A 19,955-nucleotide genomic window follows, 5' to 3' on the forward strand; every position below is an offset into this window, starting at 1 on the left:
TAAAAGAAGAGGGGGGACAATCCCCTCTTTTTTGTTTACAATATAGAAATGCTATATATGAATAGAGGTAGGGATGTTATGAGTAAGTTTACAGTAGCTTCTAATGGTTCATTAGAAACGACATTAAGAGGAGTAGAAGTATTATCAACACCACTTTTAAATAAAGGGGTCGCTTTCACGCAAGAAGAGAGAGAAGAATTAGGTTTAAAAGGGTTATTACCGCCAGCGGTTTTAACATTAGAAGAACAAGCACGCCGAGCGTATGAACAATTTTGTTCTCAGCCGGACGATTTATTAAAGAATGTATACTTAACAGCGTTACATGATCGAAATGAAGTGTTATTTTATCGTATATTAACAAATCATTTACGTGAAATGTTACCAATCGTATATACACCAACTGTTGGTGTAGCGATTCAAAGATATAGTCATGAATATCGTAAACCGCGTGGTGTGTATTTATCAATTAACGATCCGTCGGGTATTGAAGAAGCATTTGCGAATATCGGTGCAACAGCTGAAAACATTGATTTAGTCGTTGTAACAGATGGAGAAGGCATACTTGGAATTGGTGACTGGGGTGTTGGTGGTATAAACATCGCAATCGGGAAATTAGCTGTTTATACGGCCGCAGTTGGTATCGATCCTAGCCGTGTATTACCGGTAATTTTAGATGTGGGTACAAATCGTGAGGAACTATTAAACAATCCATTTTATATTGGAAATCGTCACCCTCGTATAACTGGTGAAGCTTATGATGAATTTATTGATACATTTGTACAAGCAGTGAATAAACAATTCCCGAAAGCACTTTTACATTGGGAAGACTTTAGCTCTCGAAATGCACGAAAAATTTTAGATAAATATCGTCATGATATTTGTACATTTAATGATGATATTCAAGGTACAGGTGCAGTTTCACTTGCTGCTGTGTTATCGGCAGTGAAAGTTTCGGGTGTACCTTTAAGTGAACACCGCGTTGTTGTGTTTGGTGCTGGTACGGCTGGAATCGGTATCGCAGATCAAGTTAGAGATGCAATGGTCCGCGTTGGCGTATCAGAAGAAGAATCATATAAGCGTTTCTGGTGTATTGATCGTAACGGGTTAGTTACAGATAATATGGAAGATCTTCTTGATTTCCAAATTCCATATGCAAGAAAAGAAGCGGAAGTAAGTGAGTGGAAACAAAATGATGTGATCGGACTTGCTGAAGTTGTGAAGCATGTAAAACCGACAATTTTAATCGGTACATCAACTGTTGCAGGAGCATTCAAAGAAGAGATTATTAAAGAAATGGCTTCTCACGTAGAAAGACCAATTATTTTACCGATGTCGAATCCGACGCCACTTGCTGAAGCAAAACCAGCTGATTTAATCGAGTGGACAGAAGGAAGAGCATTAGTTGCAACAGGAAGTCCATTTGAACCAGTTACATACAACGGTGTAACGTATGTGATTGGACAATCAAATAACGCACTTATTTTCCCAGGTCTTGGTCTTGGAACAATTGTTGTACGTGCAAGCGTCATGACGGATGGAATGTTCGCAGCAGCTGCTGAAGCAGTTGCAAGCATGGTAGACACAAGTCAGCCAGGAGCACCTATTTTGCCAGAGGTTGAAGAGTTACGTAATATCTCGGAAATGGTTGCAATTGAAGTAGCGAAAGTTGCCGTTGCAGAAGGTGTTGCTAGAGAGAACTTAAGTGATAACGATATCAAGATTGCAGTGAAAGAAGCAATATGGGAGCCGGAGTACCGCCAAATAAAAGCGGTAGAAAAGGTTAGAATATAGAAATAAAGCCCGTTTATTATAATAAGCGGGCTTTCACTTTTATTACCGAAAAAAGTATAGGAAGTGGCACCTTTGAATTGGAATCAATTATGGAAGAAAGATATATCCCTTTTAATTATATTAATGGTTGTTGTTCCGATTGCTGGAGAGCTTAATTTTCACCCTTTTAACGATACGTTTCGCGTTAGCTTTGGGACACCGCTTTTCTTCTTTTTATTATTATTTTTAAGAAGAATACCAGCAGCGGCTGCAGGTATTCTTGTCGGTATATGTGTCGTTTTATTCCGTGTATGCCTTGATTGGATCATGCAAGGTTCATTTCATATGACAGAATCATTTTATTTGCGCTATCCTGTGTTCTTTTATTATTTTATTTATGGAAGTCTTTTTTCACTTTGTAGGGTGAATAAGTTTCATCAGAAACCAATCGTTATTGGGTGCCTTGGAATTACAATTGAAATTATCGCAAGTATGTCAGAACTTGCGATTTATCATATGGTAGTACTCGGTACAACAATAACAGTTTCTGAAGTGAATAAATTAATTATTATTGCTATTTTTCGTAGTTTCTTTGCACTTGGCTTTTTAAATATGATGATTTTATATGAAACGAAATTAAAAGAGTCACAAGTCCGAAAAGAAAATGAAAAAATGTTCATGCACCTTTCAAATTTATATGTAGAATCTGTTCACTTGAAAAAAACGTTACAAAATGCAGAATTGATTACACAAGAAGCATATCAACTATATCGAAATTTACAGACAGACGATGATTCCAGTAGTAAAACAGCATTGAAAATAGCAGGAGAAGTGCACGAAATAAAAAAGGATAATCAAAGGATTTTTGCAGGATTATCTAAACTGTTATTAGATAAAAATGTGACTGAGTATGTAGAAGGACATGAGCTTACAGAAATGATCGTAAGAATAAATGAGAAATATGCTGAAATGCTAGGGAAAGATATACGTTTTTCAAAACATATAGAAGGTGAACACGCTGCATATCACGTGTATACAGTGCTATCAATCTTTAATAACTTAGTTGCCAATGCAGTGGAAGCAATTGAAGATAGAGGTCTCATTCGTATTAAGTTATATAAACGAGAGCAACATGTAATCTTTGAAGTAATTGACGATGGCCCTGGTATTGCACAAAAGTATAAGAAATTAGTATTTAAGCCAGGGTTTACTTCCAAGTATGATCAAACAGGAACACCGTCAACAGGTATTGGACTTTCTTACATACACGAAATGGTAACAGAGCTCGGCGGAGAAGTAAGGTTAGAAGACAATGAAACTGAAAAAGGGTGTAAGTTTATCGTTTGTTTACCGGAGTGCAGTTTAAAGAGGGAAGGGGAATAGGTTTGTTTTATTATATTGTAGATGATGATGAAGTTTTCCGTTCAATGCTTTCGCAAATTATTGAGGATGGCGATCTTGGGGAAGTAATTGGAGAATCGGAAGATGGAGCGTTTATTGAAGCAGAACAGCTAAATTATAAAAAAGTAGATATTTTATTTATTGATTTACTAATGCCGATGAGAGACGGCATTGAAACAGTTCGTCATATAGCGTCTTCATTTACTGGGAAAATTATTATGATTTCCCAAGTTGAATCGAAACAGCTCATTGGTGAGGCGTATACACTTGGTGTGGAATATTATATTACAAAACCACTAAATAAAATAGAAGTAGTATCTGTTGTACGAAAAGTGATGGAGCGTATTCGTTTGGAACGTTCTATACATGACATTCAAAAATCATTAAATAATGTGTTTCAGTGGGAAAAGCCGCCAATGCGTAGTGAAACAGTACAAGAAGGAAAAAAGATATCAGATTCAGGACGCTTCTTACTAGCAGAGCTCGGTATTGCGGGAGAGAACGGAAGTAAAGATTTACTTAGTATGCTGGAATATTTATACGGACAAGAAAAGGCGCAAACATTTGAATTTGGCTTTCCTGCGTTAAAAGATATTTTTCACTATATTACGATAAAAAAATTAGGGGATGAAGCTTTACATACGGATATTGATAAAGAGAAAAAAGCATCTGAACAAAGAGTGCGCAGAGCAATTTATCAATCATTGAATCATTTAGCCTCCATCGGACTAACAGACTTTTCAAATCCGAAATTTGAAAGCTATGCTCCGAAATTTTTTGATTTCACTGTAGTTAGAAAACGGATGACAGAAATGACAAAGGATGAAGTAGCAACTTCTGGCCATATACGAATTAATACGAAAAAATTTATTCAAGTGTTATATTTTGAGGCGAAACGGTTGATGGAGATAGAGTGAAGAAGGTGCTTATAAATAAGCATCTTTTTTTGTTCAATCAATATTTTATATTTTCTCGTAGAGCATGTAAAATGTTAAGTAAGAGAAAATGGTTTTACATTAAGGAAGTGTCAAAACAATGAGTTTTACATTAAATAAATCGATTATAAAAGAAGTATGCGGAGAGACCTCATATAAAAGAGGCGAAGCTTATTATAAAGCAAATAAAGTAATCGTGAATCATTATGATGAAACGAAAGAAATTTGTGAGGCGACGGTAAAAGGGAATGAGGATTTTCATGTTACAGTAGAAAAAGCTAAAAAAGGTGATGTAGTTGCGAGATGTAGTTGTCCTTCATTAGCGTCTTTTCAAACGTATTGTCAACATGTTGCAGCCGTACTAATACAAATAAATTATAACCAGCAAACGGGCGGCATGTCCGAAAATATGAGCGGAAATGATCAATTAACGAGCGGGATGTTTCAGTTGTTTGCAGACAAACCACTTAGGCCAAAAAGTAAACAACACCGTTTTGATACACGTGAAATATTAGATGTGGCTTTTATATGTTCACCAGTGGATACGAAAAGTGGTGGGGCCCTTCTTGGAATTCAGTTAAAACTTGCGCAAACATATTTTATAAATCATATTAGAGAATTTCTTTCTAAAGTGGAGAAAAGAGAGACTTTTCATTGTTCTAATGAATTTACATACACACCAGATGTACATAGCTTCAGGCAAGAAACGGATGCGGTTATTCAGCAACTTATTAAAATGTATCATAATGAAAAAATGTATGAAGATGCGTTAGAAGTACATGCGAAACAAGATGAAAGTATGATATTCATACCGCCAGCTTCGTGGAAAGATATGCTCTCTTCACTTTCTAAAGTTGAGTATGTACAGCTGAAACAAAATGAACAACAGTTTCAGGGCTTACAAATTTCAAACGGTTTATTGCCATTACATTTTGAGTTTACGAAAGGAAATAATGGTGGATTCACACTTCATATAGACGGCCTAAATCGTGTTCAAGTTATGGAAATGTATAACAACGCTCTTTACGATGGGAAATTATATCATTTACCTATGGAAGATTGTATGCGACTTATTGAATTACAAAAGATGATGAGTCGCTCAAATAGCAATCAGTTTTATATTCCTGAAAGTAAGATGGAACATTTCGTAGCGAAAGTTGTGCCAGGATTAATGAAACTGGGAACGGTACGCATTGATGAAGTAATATCAGATCGTGTTGAAACGCCGTCGCTAAAAGCAAAGCTGTATTTAGATCGAGTGAAAAATCGTTTGTTAGCAGGTCTTGAATTTCATTATGGAAACGTCATGATCAATCCGTTAGAAGAAGATGGACAGCCGTCTGTTTTTAATCGTGATGAGAAAAAGGAAAAAGAGATTTTAGACATTATGAGTGAAAGTGCCTTTGCAAAAACAGAAGGCGGTTATTTTATGCATAATGAAGAGGCTGAGTATAACTTTTTATATCACGTCGTTCCGTCGTTAAAAGGCTTGGTTGACATTTATGCGACGACAGCAATTAAATTACGCATTCATAAAGGCGATACCGCACCTCTTATTAGAGTGAGAAGAAAAGAAAGAATTGATTGGTTATCATTTCGTTTTGATATAAAAGGAATACCGGAAGCGGAAATTAAAGGTGTGTTAGTGGCTCTGGAAGAGAAACGCAAATATTACCGATTAGCGAATGGTTCTTTATTATCACTAGAGAGCAAAGAATTTAATGAAATTAATCAGTTTGTAAAAGAATCGGGTATTCGGAAAGAGTTTTTACACGGAGAAGAAGTGAACGTTCCGCTTATCCGGAGTGTAAAATGGATGAACGGACTTCACGAAGGTAATGTTTTAAGTTTAGATGAGTCTGTTCAAGATTTAGTAGAAAGCATTCAAAATCCGAAAAAATTAAAGTTTACAGTGCCGCAAACTTTAAATGCTGTAATGAGAGAGTATCAAGTATACGGATTTGAGTGGATGAAAACACTCGCCTATTACCGTTTTGGCGGTATTTTAGCAGATGATATGGGACTTGGAAAAACGCTGCAAAGTATTGCTTACATAGATTCTGTGTTGCCTGAAATTCGAGAAAAGAAACTACCTATATTAGTCGTTTCACCGTCCTCTCTCGTTTACAATTGGTTTAGTGAATTGAAAAAATTCGCCCCGCATATTAGAGCGGTTATTGCAGATGGAAATCAAACAGAGCGGCGAAAAATATTAAAAGACATAGTGGAATTTGATGTCGTAATTACGTCATATCCATTACTGAGAAGAGATATAAGATCGTATGCGAGGCCGTTTCATACACTGTTTCTTGATGAAGCACAGGCGTTTAAAAATCCTACAACCCAAACTGCAAAAGCAGTGAAAACAATTCAAGCTGAATTTCGTTTCGGGCTAACGGGAACGCCTGTAGAAAATTCATTAGAAGAGCTATGGTCTATCTTCCATGTCGTATTTCCGGAATTATTACCAGGAAGAAAAGAATTCGGTGATTTAAGGCGCGAAGATATAGCGAAGCGCGTAAAACCTTTCGTATTAAGACGATTAAAAGAAGACGTATTACAGGAGCTTCCAGATAAAATAGAGCACTTACAGTCATCGGAGTTATTACCAGATCAAAAGAGACTTTATGCTGCTTATTTAGCGAAATTAAGGGAAGAAACGTTAAAACATTTAGATAAAGATACGTTACGTAAAAATAAAATTAGAATTTTAGCTGGCTTAACAAGACTGCGCCAAATCTGTAATCATCCGGCTTTATTCGTTGATGATTATAAGGGTAGTTCAGCTAAATTTGAACAACTATTAGAGATACTAGAGGAATGCAGAAGTACTGGTAAGAGAATTTTAATCTTTTCTCAATTTACGAAGATGCTGTCTATTATTGGTCGTGAGTTAAATCGTCAAGCGATTCCATACTTTTATTTAGACGGGAGTACACCATCACAAGAACGTGTAGAGCTATGTAATCGGTTTAACGAGGGGGAAGGGGATCTATTTCTCATTTCTTTAAAAGCTGGTGGTACGGGTCTTAACTTAACGGGTGCCGATACGGTTATATTATACGATTTATGGTGGAATCCAGCTGTTGAACAACAAGCAGCTGATAGAGCATATCGAATGGGACAAAAAAATACAGTACAAGTTATAAAATTAGTAGCCCACGGAACAATTGAGGAAAAAATGCATGAACTGCAAGAGAGTAAGAAAAATTTAATCGCTGAAGTGATTGAGCCAGGAGAAGAGAAATTATCATCAATCACGGAGGAAGAAATACGAGATATTTTAATGATTTAATATAAAAAGCTATGCTTTCACATGTATGAGAGCATAGCTTTTTTAGTGTAATAATTATAATTTGTTTTGAACAAAGTAAAGAGATAATACAGAATTTATTTTTTAGTCCCTTTACTTTTATATGGCTTGGCAGCTGCCTTTTTCTTTGCACTTGATTGCCAACGATTCCATCCTTTACTTCCTGTACCTTGCCCTACACCTTTTTTCGGTTTTGCTTTCGTTTTACTCATATGATCACTCCGTTATATAAAAATCTCATTTGATAATAGTCAATGATTTAGAACATACTCTTTATAAATGACTATGATTGCTTTAAGTAAAAATAAACTGCTTGAATGTTATAGTATAACACGAATTTGCAAGTAAACTGAAAGGAATTACAAAGAAAATGAAAATAATACGAAATACTGCGGATTCTATATTTCGAACGATTACATTACTTGTTGTGTATATGTTAGTTTCGGTTAGTGAAACGTTTTTTGGATTGACAAGACAAAAGAAGTGAAGACGTTATATTGAAAACAATCAATAAAGCCGAAAAATAAAGAATTGAAAAATATTTTTAAATTTTTGTTGACTTTCTTTATTTTTTGTATAGAATAATCATTAATAAAATGTTTCAGAGATGTGACAACAAAACGACTATGAAAGGACGAGTAGTAGTAGGAAGTAGTTTAAGCGAGTCAGGGGTGGTGTGAGCCTGATACGAAGCCTATTATGAAGAACCTCCTGGAGTTGCTAACCGAAATCCTTTACAGGAAAGTAGACTTAGCCGGGAACTTCGCCGTTACAAGAAGAACAGTATCGAGATATTTCATCTCCGTATTGTATAAGTGAGCAACCTCTGTTGCTAATTTGGGTGGTACCGCGGAACCAAAGTCTTTCGTCCCAGTTTTTTGGGAAAGAAGGGCTTTTTTTGTTGGCTTCTTTTCACAACATCCAAACATTTTAGGAGGAAACCACCATGTATCAATCATTAATGACAGTAAGAGAGACTCAAATCGCAATTAAGGAAGTTAAAACATTTTTCGAGGATCAATTAGCAAAACGCCTTGAACTATTCCGCGTGTCTGCACCATTATTCGTAACGAAAAAATCAGGATTAAACGATCATTTAAACGGTGTAGAACGTCCAATTGAATTTGATATGTTACATTCAGGAGAAGAATTAGAAATTGTTCACTCACTAGCGAAGTGGAAAAGATTCGCATTACATGAATACGGATATGAAGCTGGTGAAGGTTTATATACAAACATGAACGCGATACGTCGTGATGAAGAACTTGATGCAACACATTCCATTTACGTTGACCAATGGGATTGGGAAAAAATCGTTCAAAAAGAATGGCGTACTGTAGATTACTTGCAAGAAACAGTACAAACAATTTATGGAATATTCAAAGATTTAGAAGACCACTTATTTGAAAAGTATCCGTTCCTTGGAAAGTATTTACCAGAAGAAATTGTTTTCATCACTTCCCAAGAACTAGAAGATAAATATCCAGAATTAACACCGAAAGATCGTGAACATGCAATTGCGAAAGAACACGGTGCAGTCTTCATTATCGGAATTGGTGATGCACTTCGTTCAGGTGAAAAGCATGATGGACGCGCAGCTGATTATGATGATTGGAAATTAAACGGTGACATTTTATTCTGGCACCCAGTATTACAATCTTCATTCGAATTATCATCAATGGGAATTCGTGTTGATAGTAAATCACTTGATGAGCAGTTAACGAAAACAGGTGAAGACTTCAAACGTGAGTACGATTTCCATAAAGGTATTTTAGAAGACGTACTACCGTTAACAATTGGCGGTGGTATTGGACAATCAAGAATGTGCATGTACTTCTTACGTAAAGCACATATTGGTGAAGTTCAATCTTCTGTATGGCCTGACGATTTACGTGAAGCTTGCAAGAAAGAAAACATCCATCTGTTTTAATAGAAGAGAGAGGATAGCTCAAAGAGTTATTCTCTCTTTTTCATTGTGTAAACGAATGGTTTACAGTGGGTTTTACTAATGGTTTCTTTCTTTTTTGGATCCTTTTATGTAATAATTTGTTAAAGGAGGGGATGTTATGAGCTTAGGACAACAACTTAAAAAATTAAGAGAATCAAAAGGATTTTCACAAGAAGATGTTGCTAAAAAGATTGGTATAACGAGGCAAGCAGTGTATAAAGTGAAACTTTAATCAGTGGGCGATTTATCCTACTGATTATTAGTTGAACCAATCGGGCTTTTATAGGCAGTTAATCGCATCTGGCTGCCTTGATTGTGCTTAAAAGCTTTGATGAGATTTACTGCCTGTTAAAGCGGGGTAAGTGGGAAAATGATAAAAGTTGCCCTGATATTGAAAATTTAATTTTATTGAGCGAAATGTATAATGTTACGCTCGATGAGTTAATAAAAGGGAAGCGAAATTTAAAAGAGAAAATACATATTGATGAAGATGAGGATTTTGAGAAAGAAAATGAGTTTGGTTTTTATATTGGGTTTGGTTTGCTAATTGTGAGTGCTTTCATTGATTATGAAGGAATGCAAGAGATTTTATTAGGAATTGCACTATTCATGATGGTTTTTTACTCTGATGTGAAGAAAGTTATTTTGAATGAGTTCAGATCGTTTTTTAAAAGAAAAGATATATATGATAAGAAGTGAGAAGAGTCCGTTATATTTCCTAGGAAAGAGTATAACAAGTAATTGAATTGTTTTATAATGATTTCGGGATGTTGATAGTATGTTAAAAAGCTCAAACAAGTATAACCCCGTTCTAAAGCTAGGACGGGGTTCAAAATCTAAGTTTTATTAAGCGTAAAGTTCTTTCAAGTATTTTTACTTCGGCAAAGACTTCATATAAAACATTACTTATTTGTTACCGAGTTCTTCCGCCAAACCGATTAAAATACCTTCGGTTCCACGAATGTAGCAGAGTCGATATGAGTCCTCGTACTGAACTACTTCGCCAACGAGCTGAGCACCATGCTTTGTAAGTCTCGATACCATTTCGTCAATGTCTTCAACGGTGAACATGACGCGCAAATAACCGAGGGCATTTACAGGAGCTGTCCGGTGATCTGCTATAGTAGGTGGGGTGAGAAATCGCGAAAGTTCAATTCGGCTATGGCCATCTGGCGTAACCATCATAGCAATCTCTACGCGCTGAGAACCGAGTCCTGTTACGCGACCAGCCCATTCACCTTCGACAGTAGCTCGCCCTTCGAGTTTTAGTCCAATCTCCTCGAAGAAAGAGATTGCGTTATCAAGGGATTCTACAACGATGCTGACATTGTCCATTCTTAGTAATCTGTTGTTTGCCATAGTCTTTATCTCCTTATATGTATAATTTTATTAGTTAATTCTCCTCATAATTATACTAAAATCTCTTCTAAACAAAAAACACCTTGTCACAGTGTAGGAAAATGTGACAAGGTGTTTTCGGGTATAGTATAAAACATTTTGTTAACGAACAACACTTTTTAAACCCTCTACTATTGAAATATGCGCGAACTTTATTTCGAGAATGCTATCATTTTAAGAATTCAATAATGTAGTTTCTATTCGATAATATAACTTCGACTTGCCCGCAAAATATTCCGACCCTATTGCTATTAATATAGGAAGGAAATAGATTTATATAATTTATTTTAAGTTTTACTGGTGGAAATTAACTCATCTGCACTAAAGGCTCAATTTTCGCCATAAATGATTGATGAAGCGCCTCGACACCTATTACTAAATGAAGGCGGTCAATAACGACAGACACTTTAATTTCTGATGTACTTACCATTTTAATATGAACATCTTCTTCTTTTAAAGTAGTGAACATATTTGCAGCAACACCTGGATTAGAGACCATACCAGATCCTACAATGGATACTTTTGCTAAATGATTTTCATATTCTACAGATTCATAGTGAAGTGTTTCTTGATTTTGTTCCAATACCTCTAATGTTTCTTTTAAATCATTAGAATGGATTGAGAAGGAGAGGTGAACAGTTCCTTCATTTGTAATACTTTGAATGATGATATCTACATTAATATGTGCCGCTGCTAATGTAGAGAAAACTGTTGAAAGTGCACCTTGTTCTAATCCTTTCATTGTGACGCGTGTAATATTATCTTCAAATGCAATACCTTTAACGATTGATTGTTGTTCCATGTTACATTCTCCTTTTACAATTGTTCCGTTTTCTCGTTCCATACTTGAGCGAACTTCTAAAATGACATTGTGATTTTTAGCAAACTCAACAGCACGCGGGTGTAATACACCAGCACCGAGATTTGCAAGTTCCAACATTTCATCATAAGAAATTTCATCTAATTTATAAGCATTTTTTACAACTCGTGGGTCCGTCGAATAAACACCGGTCACATCCGTGTAAATATCACATTTTTTTGCTTTCAGTGCAGCAGCTAATGCAACAGCAGTTGTATCAGAACCACCGCGGCCAAGTGTTGTAATTTCATGGTTTTCACTAACTCCTTGGAAGCCAGCTACAATAACAATCGTGCCTTCAGTAAGATAAGACTGAATTCGATCAGTATTAATTTCAGTAATCCGTGCACTACTATGTACAGATTCTGTCGTAATACCAGCTTGCCATCCAGTTAATGAAGTCGCGTTATAGCCTTTTGCTTGTAGTGCCATCGTTAATAATGAAATAGTCACTTGCTCTCCTGTTGATAGAAGCATATCCATTTCGCGTTTACTCGGATTTTCTGAAATCGCGTTAGCAAGTGCTACGAGTTCATCTGTGCTTTTTCCCATTGCTGAAACGACAGAGACGATGCTATGTCCTCGTTCATATTCTTCAATAATTAAATTTGCTACATGTTGAATGCGCTCAACGCTTCCAACAGAAGTGCCACCAAATTTTTGTACAATCGTTTCCATTACGAATTCCTTCTTTCATCCATTTTTAAGAATAGATTAGGACATATATAGATCCCAATATTCCTGTAGTTACCAGAGAAAAAACAAAAAACACCATCTCAAATAAGTGAGGATGGTGCTGTTACAGGAAAAGGGAAACAGAAAACGGAGCTAATAAAAAAACCGCCAAAAAAGGAATACCATAAAAATGATATCTCTTTTTTGTAGATAGCTCTTCATACATACACGTCTGTACATATGACAGTTCTGTTTCTATTCGAAAACAGCCCCAATCGATAAATGCAGAGAAATGTATCGATTTCGGCAATACTTCCTTTCATCTAATTTCATAGACATCTCTGTGTCTCCATTAGAATACTCATAAGTATCGCAACCTCTATCTCACGTTTTAGGCGAGAGTGTTTGATTTATGAAGTTGTTGGTAACATTTGTTTTATAATAATTTAAATTTTTCGGGGAATCAAGTGTTTTATATATATTTTAAAAATTCTTTCTATTTATGAGAAAGTTTGTGAAAAATGTAGCAAAATAAATTCATTGCATGTACATTAAAATTATAGTGCATTGGAGGTGGAAGAATGAAGGGGAAAAAGCCTATTTATGTTTCGGCAGAAATGAACACAACAATGGAGAAATTATGGGAATACACGCAAGAACCACATATACATACAGAATGGGATGCTCGCTTTACTGAAATTTCGTATTTAGAGAAAAAGAAGGAGAACCGCAGAAGTTTTTATATAAAACAAAGATTGGATTTGGACTTGAAATAGCTGGTGAAGGGGAATCGATAGGTGAAATAAGAAAAGAAACGGGTGAAAGAATTTCTTCTTTAAAATTTTGGACGGATAATAAATTATCACTTATTCAAATAGGGCGTGGTTATTGGAAGTATACACCGCGTGAAGAACACATTTATTTTGAGACACAATATGATTATGATACGAGGTTTGGTCGTATAGGAAATGTAATAGATTTCTATATGTTTCGGCCTTTATTAGGCTGGGCGACTGCTTGGAGTTTTGATGCGTTAAAATTATGGATAGAAAAGGGACTTCATCCTAAGTTACTAATTAGAAGAACAATGACACATTGGCTCGTATGTTTTTTATTTGCATTTGTATGGATGTATCAAGGAATAGTACCGAAACTAGTGTTTACTCATTCAGAAGAAGTAAAAATGCTATCTGTGATAATTGGTTCAACTGAACATAGTATTTTTGTACTTAAAATAATTGGATTGTTAGAAATTATTTTTGGTGTCATATGGCTGTTGCCATTTCCAAAACGAAAAGTATTTATCGTACATATTTTTATGTTAATAGCCTTAACGATAGCGGCAGGGATTACGAATATTGCAAGTTTTACAGAGCCGTTTAATCCAATTACATTAAACGTTCTAATCATGGGATTATCAATTGTCGGTTATATAAATAGCACGAACTTGCCAAGCTCAAAAAATTGCAAGAGGAAGAGAAAGGGATAATGTATGGCTAATATGTATGAAAGACTATTAGGGGATTCTTATAAAAAACTACATCCAAAATTACAGAAACGCTATGAAATTACAGAAGAAAATAGTTTTACTGGAGAAGGAAAGATGGATGAGATTTATGGTGGTTCTTTTTTCGTAAAATTCATATTAAAAATTGCATCAAAGTTCCGTATGTTTTTCTCTGAGCGGGGGAAGGAAGTGCCATTTACAATACATAATACCGCTGAGCGGGATGAACATGGACATGAACTTGTGCGGTGGAATCGTACTTTTTATTTTCACAATAAGAAAAGATATTTTAACGCCGTTATGCAGTTGGATGAAGAGAATAATGAAATTGTAGATTGTTTTGGTGAACCACACATACTTGTTTCTACATTGAATTTTCATATTGATGAGGTGGGGGCAATGCATATTTTCTCAAAGAAACAATGGTTTTACATGTTTGGCAGAAAAGTCCCGTTACCTAGATTCTTATACGGAGAGGCCAACATTGTAGAAAGTTATGATGAAACACGACAATGCTTTCGAATTCATGTACAAGTACGCAATCCGTTAATCGGTTCATTATTTTCATATAAGGGAACATTTGTGGAGAGGAAATAAATGATATGAAAAATATAATAGTTGGGCTTGCTTGTTATATTGTTTTTCTAATATGTGAGTGGACAAATGTAAACCCAGTTGAAGCAATTATTTTATTATCTATTTTGTTATTTATACCGATGTCATTTTGCATTCTTGATAAAAAGACAAGAAGTGGATCATATTTATCCTTTTATAAACTAGTATCGCTTTTATATCCAATCGCAGCAATTAGTGCAATGTTAGCTTTCGTAACAAATCACTATTTCTTTGCATTACTTTGGTTTGTATATACAGGAATCGTTGCGTTATTCGGTGTAAGTAGAGTGCTAGAAAGAGGATGGAAACCGTTAGAGGAGACAGCTATCGATAGTGCGTTTATGTATTTGTTTTTAGGTGGTTTCTGGTTTTTTGCTTCTGTAGCAAAGCTTTCCATTATGCACTTTAGTTCCGACATTGTTTTGCTTACAGCTGCACACTTTCATTATTCGGCATTTCTATTGCCGTTATCAGCTGGTTTAATTGGGAGGAAAAGAGAAAAGAGAAGTAAAGTATATGATGCTATTATGTTTGTCATCGTCATTTCACCTATGACAGTTGCAATAGGAATTACGTACTCAAGAGTATTTGAATTTTTTGCAGTGTTCCTATATTTATGCGCTATTTATAGTTATGGGATTTATGTTTGGCGTACGAAATTTAATGCTATTAGTGCAAAGGTTCTTCTGATCATATCGTCTAGTACACTCATGGTAACAATTATGTTTTCGCTTATATATTCATATGGGAATTTGAAACATGTAATGACGATTACAATTGCTCAAATGGTTTGGATTCACGGTTTTGTCAATGGAATTGGAGTAGCGTTACCCGCATTTGTCGGCTGGATGATTGAAAAGACTGCTCCGAATTATAAATATTACGGGAAACCAATGAGCAGGTTAAGAGGAAATACGACAGTTGGTGAAGCATTTTTACATAACAGAAGTTTAATAGATAGCAAGGAATACAAAGGTTTAGTTGATAATATGAACGATTTTCATAGTGAGGGATTTGACATAGCAAAGATTCCTTTAAGTATTACTCGTTTTTATGAAAATACAAAAGAGTATGAGTTACAATCGCATATTAAGTGGGCTCGTTGGTTTCGTCCGGTTGCATTTTGCTATGAGAAAATGAGTAAGCGTGTAGGACAAATACATTTAGGAATGGGCGGTAAGTGGGAAACGATGCATGGCTCTATCGTTGGGATAATAGATGAGAAAGATGGAAGGGAGAATGTAAGGGCTTGGCTAAGAAAAAATGAAGCAGGAGAATCTATTTTTGTAGCTCTTTACTCAAAGCACACATATAAGAGCGAGACATATATGAATATTGCATTACCTTTACCATATTCGAATATGACGGGGGTTTTAAAATTATGTAATAAGAGTAATGATTTAATCATTACTAGTAAGCTGAGAAGAAACGGTAAAGGAGATGAGGGGATTTATTTACATACTCGTTTCTTTACAATTCGTTTACCGTTAGCAGAGACTTTTATTATAAAAGAGAACACGAATCACATATTAAAAGCTAACCATAGAATGTGGATATTTGGAGTTAAGTTTTTAGAAATTGATTATGAGATTAAGAAAATAGAAGGAAAGTAAAAAAAGCTTGGAGAGATACCAAGCTTTTTTACGTATGCGTAATTGTCATAGCAACTTGTTTATCTAAGTCCCGGTCCCAAACACGTTGAATTTCAAACGTACCTTTTTCAAAAAATAATGGGAATCTCTCTTTAAACCAATTTTGCATAGGAAGATTTAGTGCCTCATCAATTGGCACCCATAATAATTCGCCCTCAGGAGGGTTTATAAGAAGTTCACCATCAAACGAATCTGTCCAATAATTGAATACCATATATCGAACATTTTCTTTCGGATTTACATATTCGTCTAACCCCTTGAAAATTAAATTAGAAACGTGAAGTCCGGTTTCCTCTTTCGATTCTCGTATAGCAGCTTGAACGATACTTTCTGGGAAATCTACTTTTCCGCCAGGAGCGATGTAACCAGGGAAGCCTAGATGATCGGGGCGCTGTATTAGCAATATTTTGTTATTACGCTGAATCATACACATTGTATAAATACGGTGCTCTATATCTTTCCAATTGTTGCTCATACGAATCTCTCCTCTTATAAAATCTTATAGTTTTTAACTATAGTTATATATGACAAAAAATACAATAATAATACAAAATTATACAAATCTCAATTGACTATTACTAATTTTCAGAACTATAATTAGTCTGTTACATAAATACATTGTACTTGAGAGGGGAATATATTCTATGAAAAATAGAATAATCGCAGCAGGATTAATCGCAGCTAGTATATTATCTTATTCATCTAGTAGTTTCGCACAAACAAAAAAATTTCCAGATGTCCCAGCTAAACATTGGGCAGAAGATTCTATTTACTATTTAGTAGAGAAAGGTGCAGTTACGGGTAACGATAAAGGAATGTTCGAGCCTGGAAAAGAAATTACTCGTGCCGAAGCAGCTACAATGATGGCTCGAATATTAAACTTAAGAATCGATACAAATGCTAAACCATCTTACGCTGATTCTCAAAAACATTGGGCTACTCCAATCATCGCAGCTGTAGAAAAAGCTGGCGTTGTTAAAGGTACAGGCAATGGATTCGAGCCAGACGGGAAAATCGACCGTGTTTCAATGGCATCTCTTCTTGTAGAAGCTTACAAATTAGAGTCTAAAGTAAACGGTACTCCAGAAACTAAATTCAAAGATTTAGAAACACTAAACTGGGGTAAAGAAAAAGCGAACATCCTAGTTGAATTAGGCATCTCTCTTGGTACTGGTGAGAAGTGGGAGCCTAAGAAAACTGTAACGAAAGCAGAAGCAGCACAGTTTATTGCAAAGGCTGATTCACTTAAAATAGGCAATCCTTTAGTAGAACAGATGATTATTATTGATCCAGGTCATGGAGGAACAGATCCTGGGAAAGCAACACAAGGATTACATGAGAGTGATATTGTATTAGATACATCTAAAAGATTACAAAGTTTAATAGAGAAACATACTCCATTCCGTGTGATGTTAACACGTGAAACAGATATTCGTCTTGGTGAAAAACAAGGAGAAGACCTTAAAAATCGTGTGGATTTCGCGAAAGAACATAATGGAGATATTTTTGTAAGTATCCATGCAAATGCTTCTCAAAAACATGATGGACATGGAACAGAAACTTTTTATTATAAAGGATCTGAAAAGAAAGAATTAACTGAGCGTGAAAAAGATAGTTATATGTTAGCTGATAAAATACAAAAGCGATTAGTTAAAGCTCTAGATACAAGAGATCGTGGTGTGAAACCAGAAGACTTTTATGTACTAAGAGAAAATGAGATGCCAGCAGTACTAACGGAGCTAGCATTTTTAGATAACAGCGCGGATTATGAGAAGTTAGCTTCAGAATCTGGAAGACAAATAGCTGCTGAGGCAATTTATGCGGGTATTTTAGATTATTATGAGTGGAAAGGTTTTGATGCTTCAAAATCTCGTTTAACGAAATAACAATGTTGATTGTTAAGTCCATCGTCTATATAGAGGTGGGCTTTTTATGTAAGTTTTTGTAATTTTATATCGAAATAGAAAGATATATCGTATTATGCTGATTATGAATAAAATAATGGTAGATTAGTTTATTTTTATCACGTATACTTTTACTGTTGACTAATTAAGAGTTTGTTAGTTTAATAGGGAAAATTATACGATAAAGGGAGGCAAGTTAACACGGTATAAGCATATAGAAAACGTGTTAAACAATTTATGAAAAAAGTTATTTCTAATGTGTTAGCAGTGACAGTCGCACTTCAAGTAGTACTGGCTCCAGCAACTTCGTTTGCATCTACAAAAGAATTTCCAGACGTTCCGAAAAATCATTGGGCACTTGAAGCGATTACTGATTTAACGTCAAAAGGGGTTATTGCAGGTTACGATAATGGTAAATTTGGCTTTGGAGATGTTGTAACTCGTGAGCAAGTAGCAGCATTAATGTATCGCGCATTAAAACCAGAATTAAAAAGCGATTATAAAAATCCATACTCTGATATTAGCGGAGGAACGACGATGTTCCCAAAAGAAATTTTGGCATTAACAGATATGGGGATTTTCATAGGTGATGGTAAAGGGACGTTTAGACCGAAAGAATCATTAACTCGTGCTGAAATGTCTGTTATTTTGCAAAGAGCATTTAAATTAGAAGTAAAAGCACCACATACATTTAATGATATAGATGCAACACACTGGTGGGCAAAAGAAGCAATTAGTGCATTGCAATCCAATGGTGTATCGGTAGGAAATGGACTTGGAGGATTTGATCCATCAGGTATATTAACACGTGAAAGCTATGCGCAATTATTATATAAAGCGATGAAAATTAAAAATGATGTTCCTGTTGAACAGCCATCGTATATTAATCTAGACGTAACTTTGCCATCTAACGTAACGGCACTAGAGATTGATAATTTCATTAAAAAATCTCATTCGGATAGTCCACTTATTGGAACTGGTAAAGATTTTATTCAAGCACAAAATGAGTATGGTGTGAGCGCACTATATTTAGCTGCACATGCAATCTTAGAATCAGCGTACGGTAAATCAGAAATTGCATATCGTAAACATAATTTATTTGGCTTAAGAGCATATGACCGTGACCCATTTGCATATGCAAAATATTTACCGTCATACAAGGAAAGTATTTCTTACAATGCTGATTATGTAAGGAAGAACTACTTAGAAGAAGGTGCTAATCATTTTAATGGTTACACATTACCTGCTATGAATGAAAAGTATGCAACAGATAAAGAATGGGCTGGCAAAATCGCTAATATTATGGAGCGTATTAAACCGTTTAACAAGAAAGATTATGAAAATGTAAAACGATTACCGAAAAATCCTAATACATTAAATGTAGAGGCATTAGGAAAAGACATCCCATATAAAGATTATGCAAAAGATGCAACGGCTACGGTTCAATTAGTAGGTTCTTACTATCAAGTGCCATATCCATTTGGTTATACAATTAAGAGTGTACCAAATATTACACAAAATGAAGTTGGAAAATTAGAAAATGGTAAGAAAGTAACTGTATATCGTGAAGATCCAAACGGTTGGGTAGAATTTTCATTTGAAAATACTCAAGAAAAATATTGGACATTGAAGAAGAACTTAAAATTATAATATAAAAAAAGGTGTTTTCATTTATGAAAACACCTTTTTTATTTTTACCAATAATTTAACAGTTTCATATATAATTATAAGTATTAAAGATTGCATTTTCTGTTTTATATTTAGTGTTAACTTAATTTGAAAAGAGGAGAGAAGTATGCAAGGAGAAATACGAACAGAGAAACATGTAAGTTATGTCGGTAAATTGTTATTGCCAGTTAAAGCGTCACCACATTTTAAATTTTTGTGGATTGGGCAATTACTTTCGACTTTAGGTAGTTCGATAACGATGGTTAGCTACTGTCATAGGTGGCGAAATAACGATTATAACACTAGCTAT

14 protein-coding genes, 3 pseudogenes, 1 riboswitch and 1 other annotated feature are annotated in these 19,955 nt (G+C 35.1%); of the genes and pseudogenes, 13 read left to right on the forward strand and 4 right to left on the reverse strand.

All coding sequences use genetic code 11. The features are described from left to right. Positions 1-78 precede the first annotated feature (78 nt). The 4 genes from malS (at position 79) to DM800_RS11070 (ending at position 7,401) form a co-directional block, all read left to right on the forward strand. Entirely contained in the window at positions 79-1,791 is a 1,713-nt protein-coding gene (gene malS / locus DM800_RS11055) for an oxaloacetate-decarboxylating malate dehydrogenase (protein WP_002096733.1), read from the forward strand. Positions 1,792-1,854: 63 nt separating this feature from the next. After that, positions 1,855-3,153 carry a sensor histidine kinase gene (locus tag DM800_RS11060; RefSeq protein WP_079998372.1) on the forward strand — a complete coding sequence of 433 codons (1,299 nt, stop codon included), beginning with the start codon at positions 1,855-1,857 and terminating at the stop codon, positions 3,151-3,153. Positions 3,154-3,155: 2 nt separating this feature from the next. Further along, complete coding sequence (locus DM800_RS11065; RefSeq protein ID WP_147786859.1) at positions 3,156-4,088, forward strand: response regulator; 933 nt, start codon at positions 3,156-3,158, stop codon at positions 4,086-4,088. Between the two features lie 118 nt (positions 4,089-4,206). Beyond that, on the forward strand, positions 4,207-7,401 hold the full coding sequence (locus DM800_RS11070) for a DEAD/DEAH box helicase (RefSeq protein ID WP_097906907.1): 3,195 nt from the start codon (positions 4,207-4,209) through the stop codon (positions 7,399-7,401). A 95-nt stretch (positions 7,402-7,496) separates the two neighbouring features. Here DM800_RS11070 and DM800_RS11075 read toward each other — a convergent pair whose 3' ends face one another. Next, positions 7,497-7,631: a DUF3934 domain-containing protein gene (locus tag DM800_RS11075; protein ID WP_000047588.1), complete on the reverse strand. Its 135-nt coding sequence runs from the start codon at positions 7,629-7,631 to the stop codon at positions 7,497-7,499. Positions 7,632-8,036: 405 nt separating this feature from the next. Then, positions 8,037-8,295 (forward strand) — a binding site (T-box leader). A 70-nt stretch (positions 8,296-8,365) separates the two neighbouring features. Here DM800_RS11075 and asnA point away from each other — a divergent pair. From asnA to DM800_RS11090, 3 genes and pseudogenes are all read left to right on the forward strand, one after another. Then, the gene (gene asnA, locus DM800_RS11080; RefSeq protein WP_000284898.1) at positions 8,366-9,349 is read left to right on the forward strand and encodes an aspartate--ammonia ligase; all 984 of its coding nucleotides are present in this window, start codon (positions 8,366-8,368) and stop codon (positions 9,347-9,349) included. 136 nt (positions 9,350-9,485) lie between these two features. Then, positions 9,486-9,599, forward strand: coding sequence for a helix-turn-helix transcriptional regulator (locus tag DM800_RS11085; RefSeq protein WP_000052039.1), 114 nt, complete (start codon positions 9,486-9,488; stop codon positions 9,597-9,599). Between the two features lie 128 nt (positions 9,600-9,727). Next, positions 9,728-10,066 (forward strand): annotated as a pseudogene (locus DM800_RS11090) (helix-turn-helix domain-containing protein); the annotation flags it as partial. A gap of 207 nt (positions 10,067-10,273) precedes the next feature. Here DM800_RS11090 and DM800_RS11095 read toward each other — a convergent pair. Both DM800_RS11095 and DM800_RS11100 read right to left on the reverse strand, forming a co-directional pair. Further along, positions 10,274-10,726, reverse strand: a complete 453-nt coding sequence (locus DM800_RS11095) for a VOC family protein (protein WP_087983092.1) — start codon at positions 10,724-10,726, stop codon at positions 10,274-10,276. A 346-nt stretch (positions 10,727-11,072) separates the two neighbouring features. Then, the gene (locus DM800_RS11100; RefSeq protein WP_147786861.1) at positions 11,073-12,302 is read right to left on the reverse strand and encodes an aspartate kinase; all 1,230 of its coding nucleotides are present in this window, start codon (positions 12,300-12,302) and stop codon (positions 11,073-11,075) included. Between the two features lie 200 nt (positions 12,303-12,502). After that, positions 12,503-12,689: riboswitch (Lysine riboswitch) on the reverse strand. 191 nt (positions 12,690-12,880) lie between these two features. Here DM800_RS11100 and DM800_RS11110 point away from each other — a divergent pair. The 3 genes and pseudogenes from DM800_RS11110 to DM800_RS11120 all read left to right on the forward strand — a co-directional run bounded on the left by DM800_RS11110 (position 12,881) and on the right by DM800_RS11120 (position 16,034). After that, positions 12,881-13,788, forward strand: a pseudogene (locus tag DM800_RS11110) (DoxX-like family protein). Positions 13,789-13,791: 3 nt separating this feature from the next. Next, positions 13,792-14,403: a DUF4166 domain-containing protein gene (locus tag DM800_RS11115; protein ID WP_147786862.1), complete on the forward strand. Its 612-nt coding sequence runs from the start codon at positions 13,792-13,794 to the stop codon at positions 14,401-14,403. Between the two features lie 5 nt (positions 14,404-14,408). Continuing rightward, positions 14,409-16,034, forward strand: a complete 1,626-nt coding sequence (locus tag DM800_RS11120; protein WP_147786863.1) for a YndJ family protein — start codon at positions 14,409-14,411, stop codon at positions 16,032-16,034. A 28-nt stretch (positions 16,035-16,062) separates the two neighbouring features. On the opposite strand, the gene DM800_RS11125 is transcribed toward DM800_RS11120, so the two are convergent. After that, positions 16,063-16,548 (reverse strand): 8-oxo-dGTP diphosphatase, encoded by a 486-nt coding sequence (locus DM800_RS11125; RefSeq protein WP_098133621.1) that lies wholly within the window; start codon positions 16,546-16,548, stop codon positions 16,063-16,065. A gap of 169 nt (positions 16,549-16,717) precedes the next feature. Here DM800_RS11125 and DM800_RS11130 point away from each other — a divergent pair, with 169 nt between their 5' ends. The 3 genes and pseudogenes from DM800_RS11130 to DM800_RS11140 all read left to right on the forward strand — a co-directional run. After that, complete coding sequence (locus tag DM800_RS11130) at positions 16,718-17,959, forward strand: N-acetylmuramoyl-L-alanine amidase (protein ID WP_097889348.1); 1,242 nt, start codon at positions 16,718-16,720, stop codon at positions 17,957-17,959. A gap of 255 nt (positions 17,960-18,214) precedes the next feature. Continuing rightward, complete coding sequence (locus DM800_RS11135) at positions 18,215-19,627, forward strand: S-layer homology domain-containing protein (RefSeq protein WP_147786864.1); 1,413 nt, start codon at positions 18,215-18,217, stop codon at positions 19,625-19,627. A 145-nt stretch (positions 19,628-19,772) separates the two neighbouring features. Continuing rightward, positions 19,773-19,910, forward strand: a pseudogene (locus DM800_RS11140) (MFS transporter); the annotation flags it as partial. Positions 19,911-19,955 lie beyond the last annotated feature (45 nt).

This window comes from Bacillus sp. AY18-3 (assembly GCF_008042305.1).
Classification (GTDB): domain Bacteria; phylum Bacillota; class Bacilli; order Bacillales; family Bacillaceae_G; genus Bacillus_A; species Bacillus_A wiedmannii.

Excerpts from the sequence above, each read along its gene's own strand:
- DM800_RS11075 (WP_000047588.1), bottom strand. The coding sequence starts at position 7,631 with ATGAGTAAAACGAAAGCAAAACCGAAAAAAGGTGTAGGGCAAGGTACA.
- DM800_RS11120 (WP_147786863.1), top strand. The coding sequence starts at position 14,409 with ATGAAAAATATAATAGTTGGGCTTGCTTGTTATATTGTTTTTCTAATA.
- DM800_RS11115 (WP_147786862.1), top strand. The coding sequence starts at position 13,792 with ATGGCTAATATGTATGAAAGACTATTAGGGGATTCTTATAAAAAACTA.
- DM800_RS11135 (WP_147786864.1), top strand. The coding sequence starts at position 18,215 with ATGAAAAAAGTTATTTCTAATGTGTTAGCAGTGACAGTCGCACTTCAA.
- malS (WP_002096733.1), top strand. The coding sequence starts at position 79 with ATGAGTAAGTTTACAGTAGCTTCTAATGGTTCATTAGAAACGACATTA.
- DM800_RS11125 (WP_098133621.1), bottom strand. The coding sequence starts at position 16,548 with ATGAGCAACAATTGGAAAGATATAGAGCACCGTATTTATACAATGTGT.
- DM800_RS11095 (WP_087983092.1), bottom strand. The coding sequence starts at position 10,726 with ATGGCAAACAACAGATTACTAAGAATGGACAATGTCAGCATCGTTGTA.
- DM800_RS11100 (WP_147786861.1), bottom strand. The coding sequence starts at position 12,302 with ATGGAAACGATTGTACAAAAATTTGGTGGCACTTCTGTTGGAAGCGTT.
- DM800_RS11130 (WP_097889348.1), top strand. The coding sequence starts at position 16,718 with ATGAAAAATAGAATAATCGCAGCAGGATTAATCGCAGCTAGTATATTA.
- DM800_RS11085 (WP_000052039.1), top strand. The coding sequence starts at position 9,486 with ATGAGCTTAGGACAACAACTTAAAAAATTAAGAGAATCAAAAGGATTT.
- DM800_RS11070 (WP_097906907.1), top strand. The coding sequence starts at position 4,207 with ATGAGTTTTACATTAAATAAATCGATTATAAAAGAAGTATGCGGAGAG.
- asnA (WP_000284898.1), top strand. The coding sequence starts at position 8,366 with ATGTATCAATCATTAATGACAGTAAGAGAGACTCAAATCGCAATTAAG.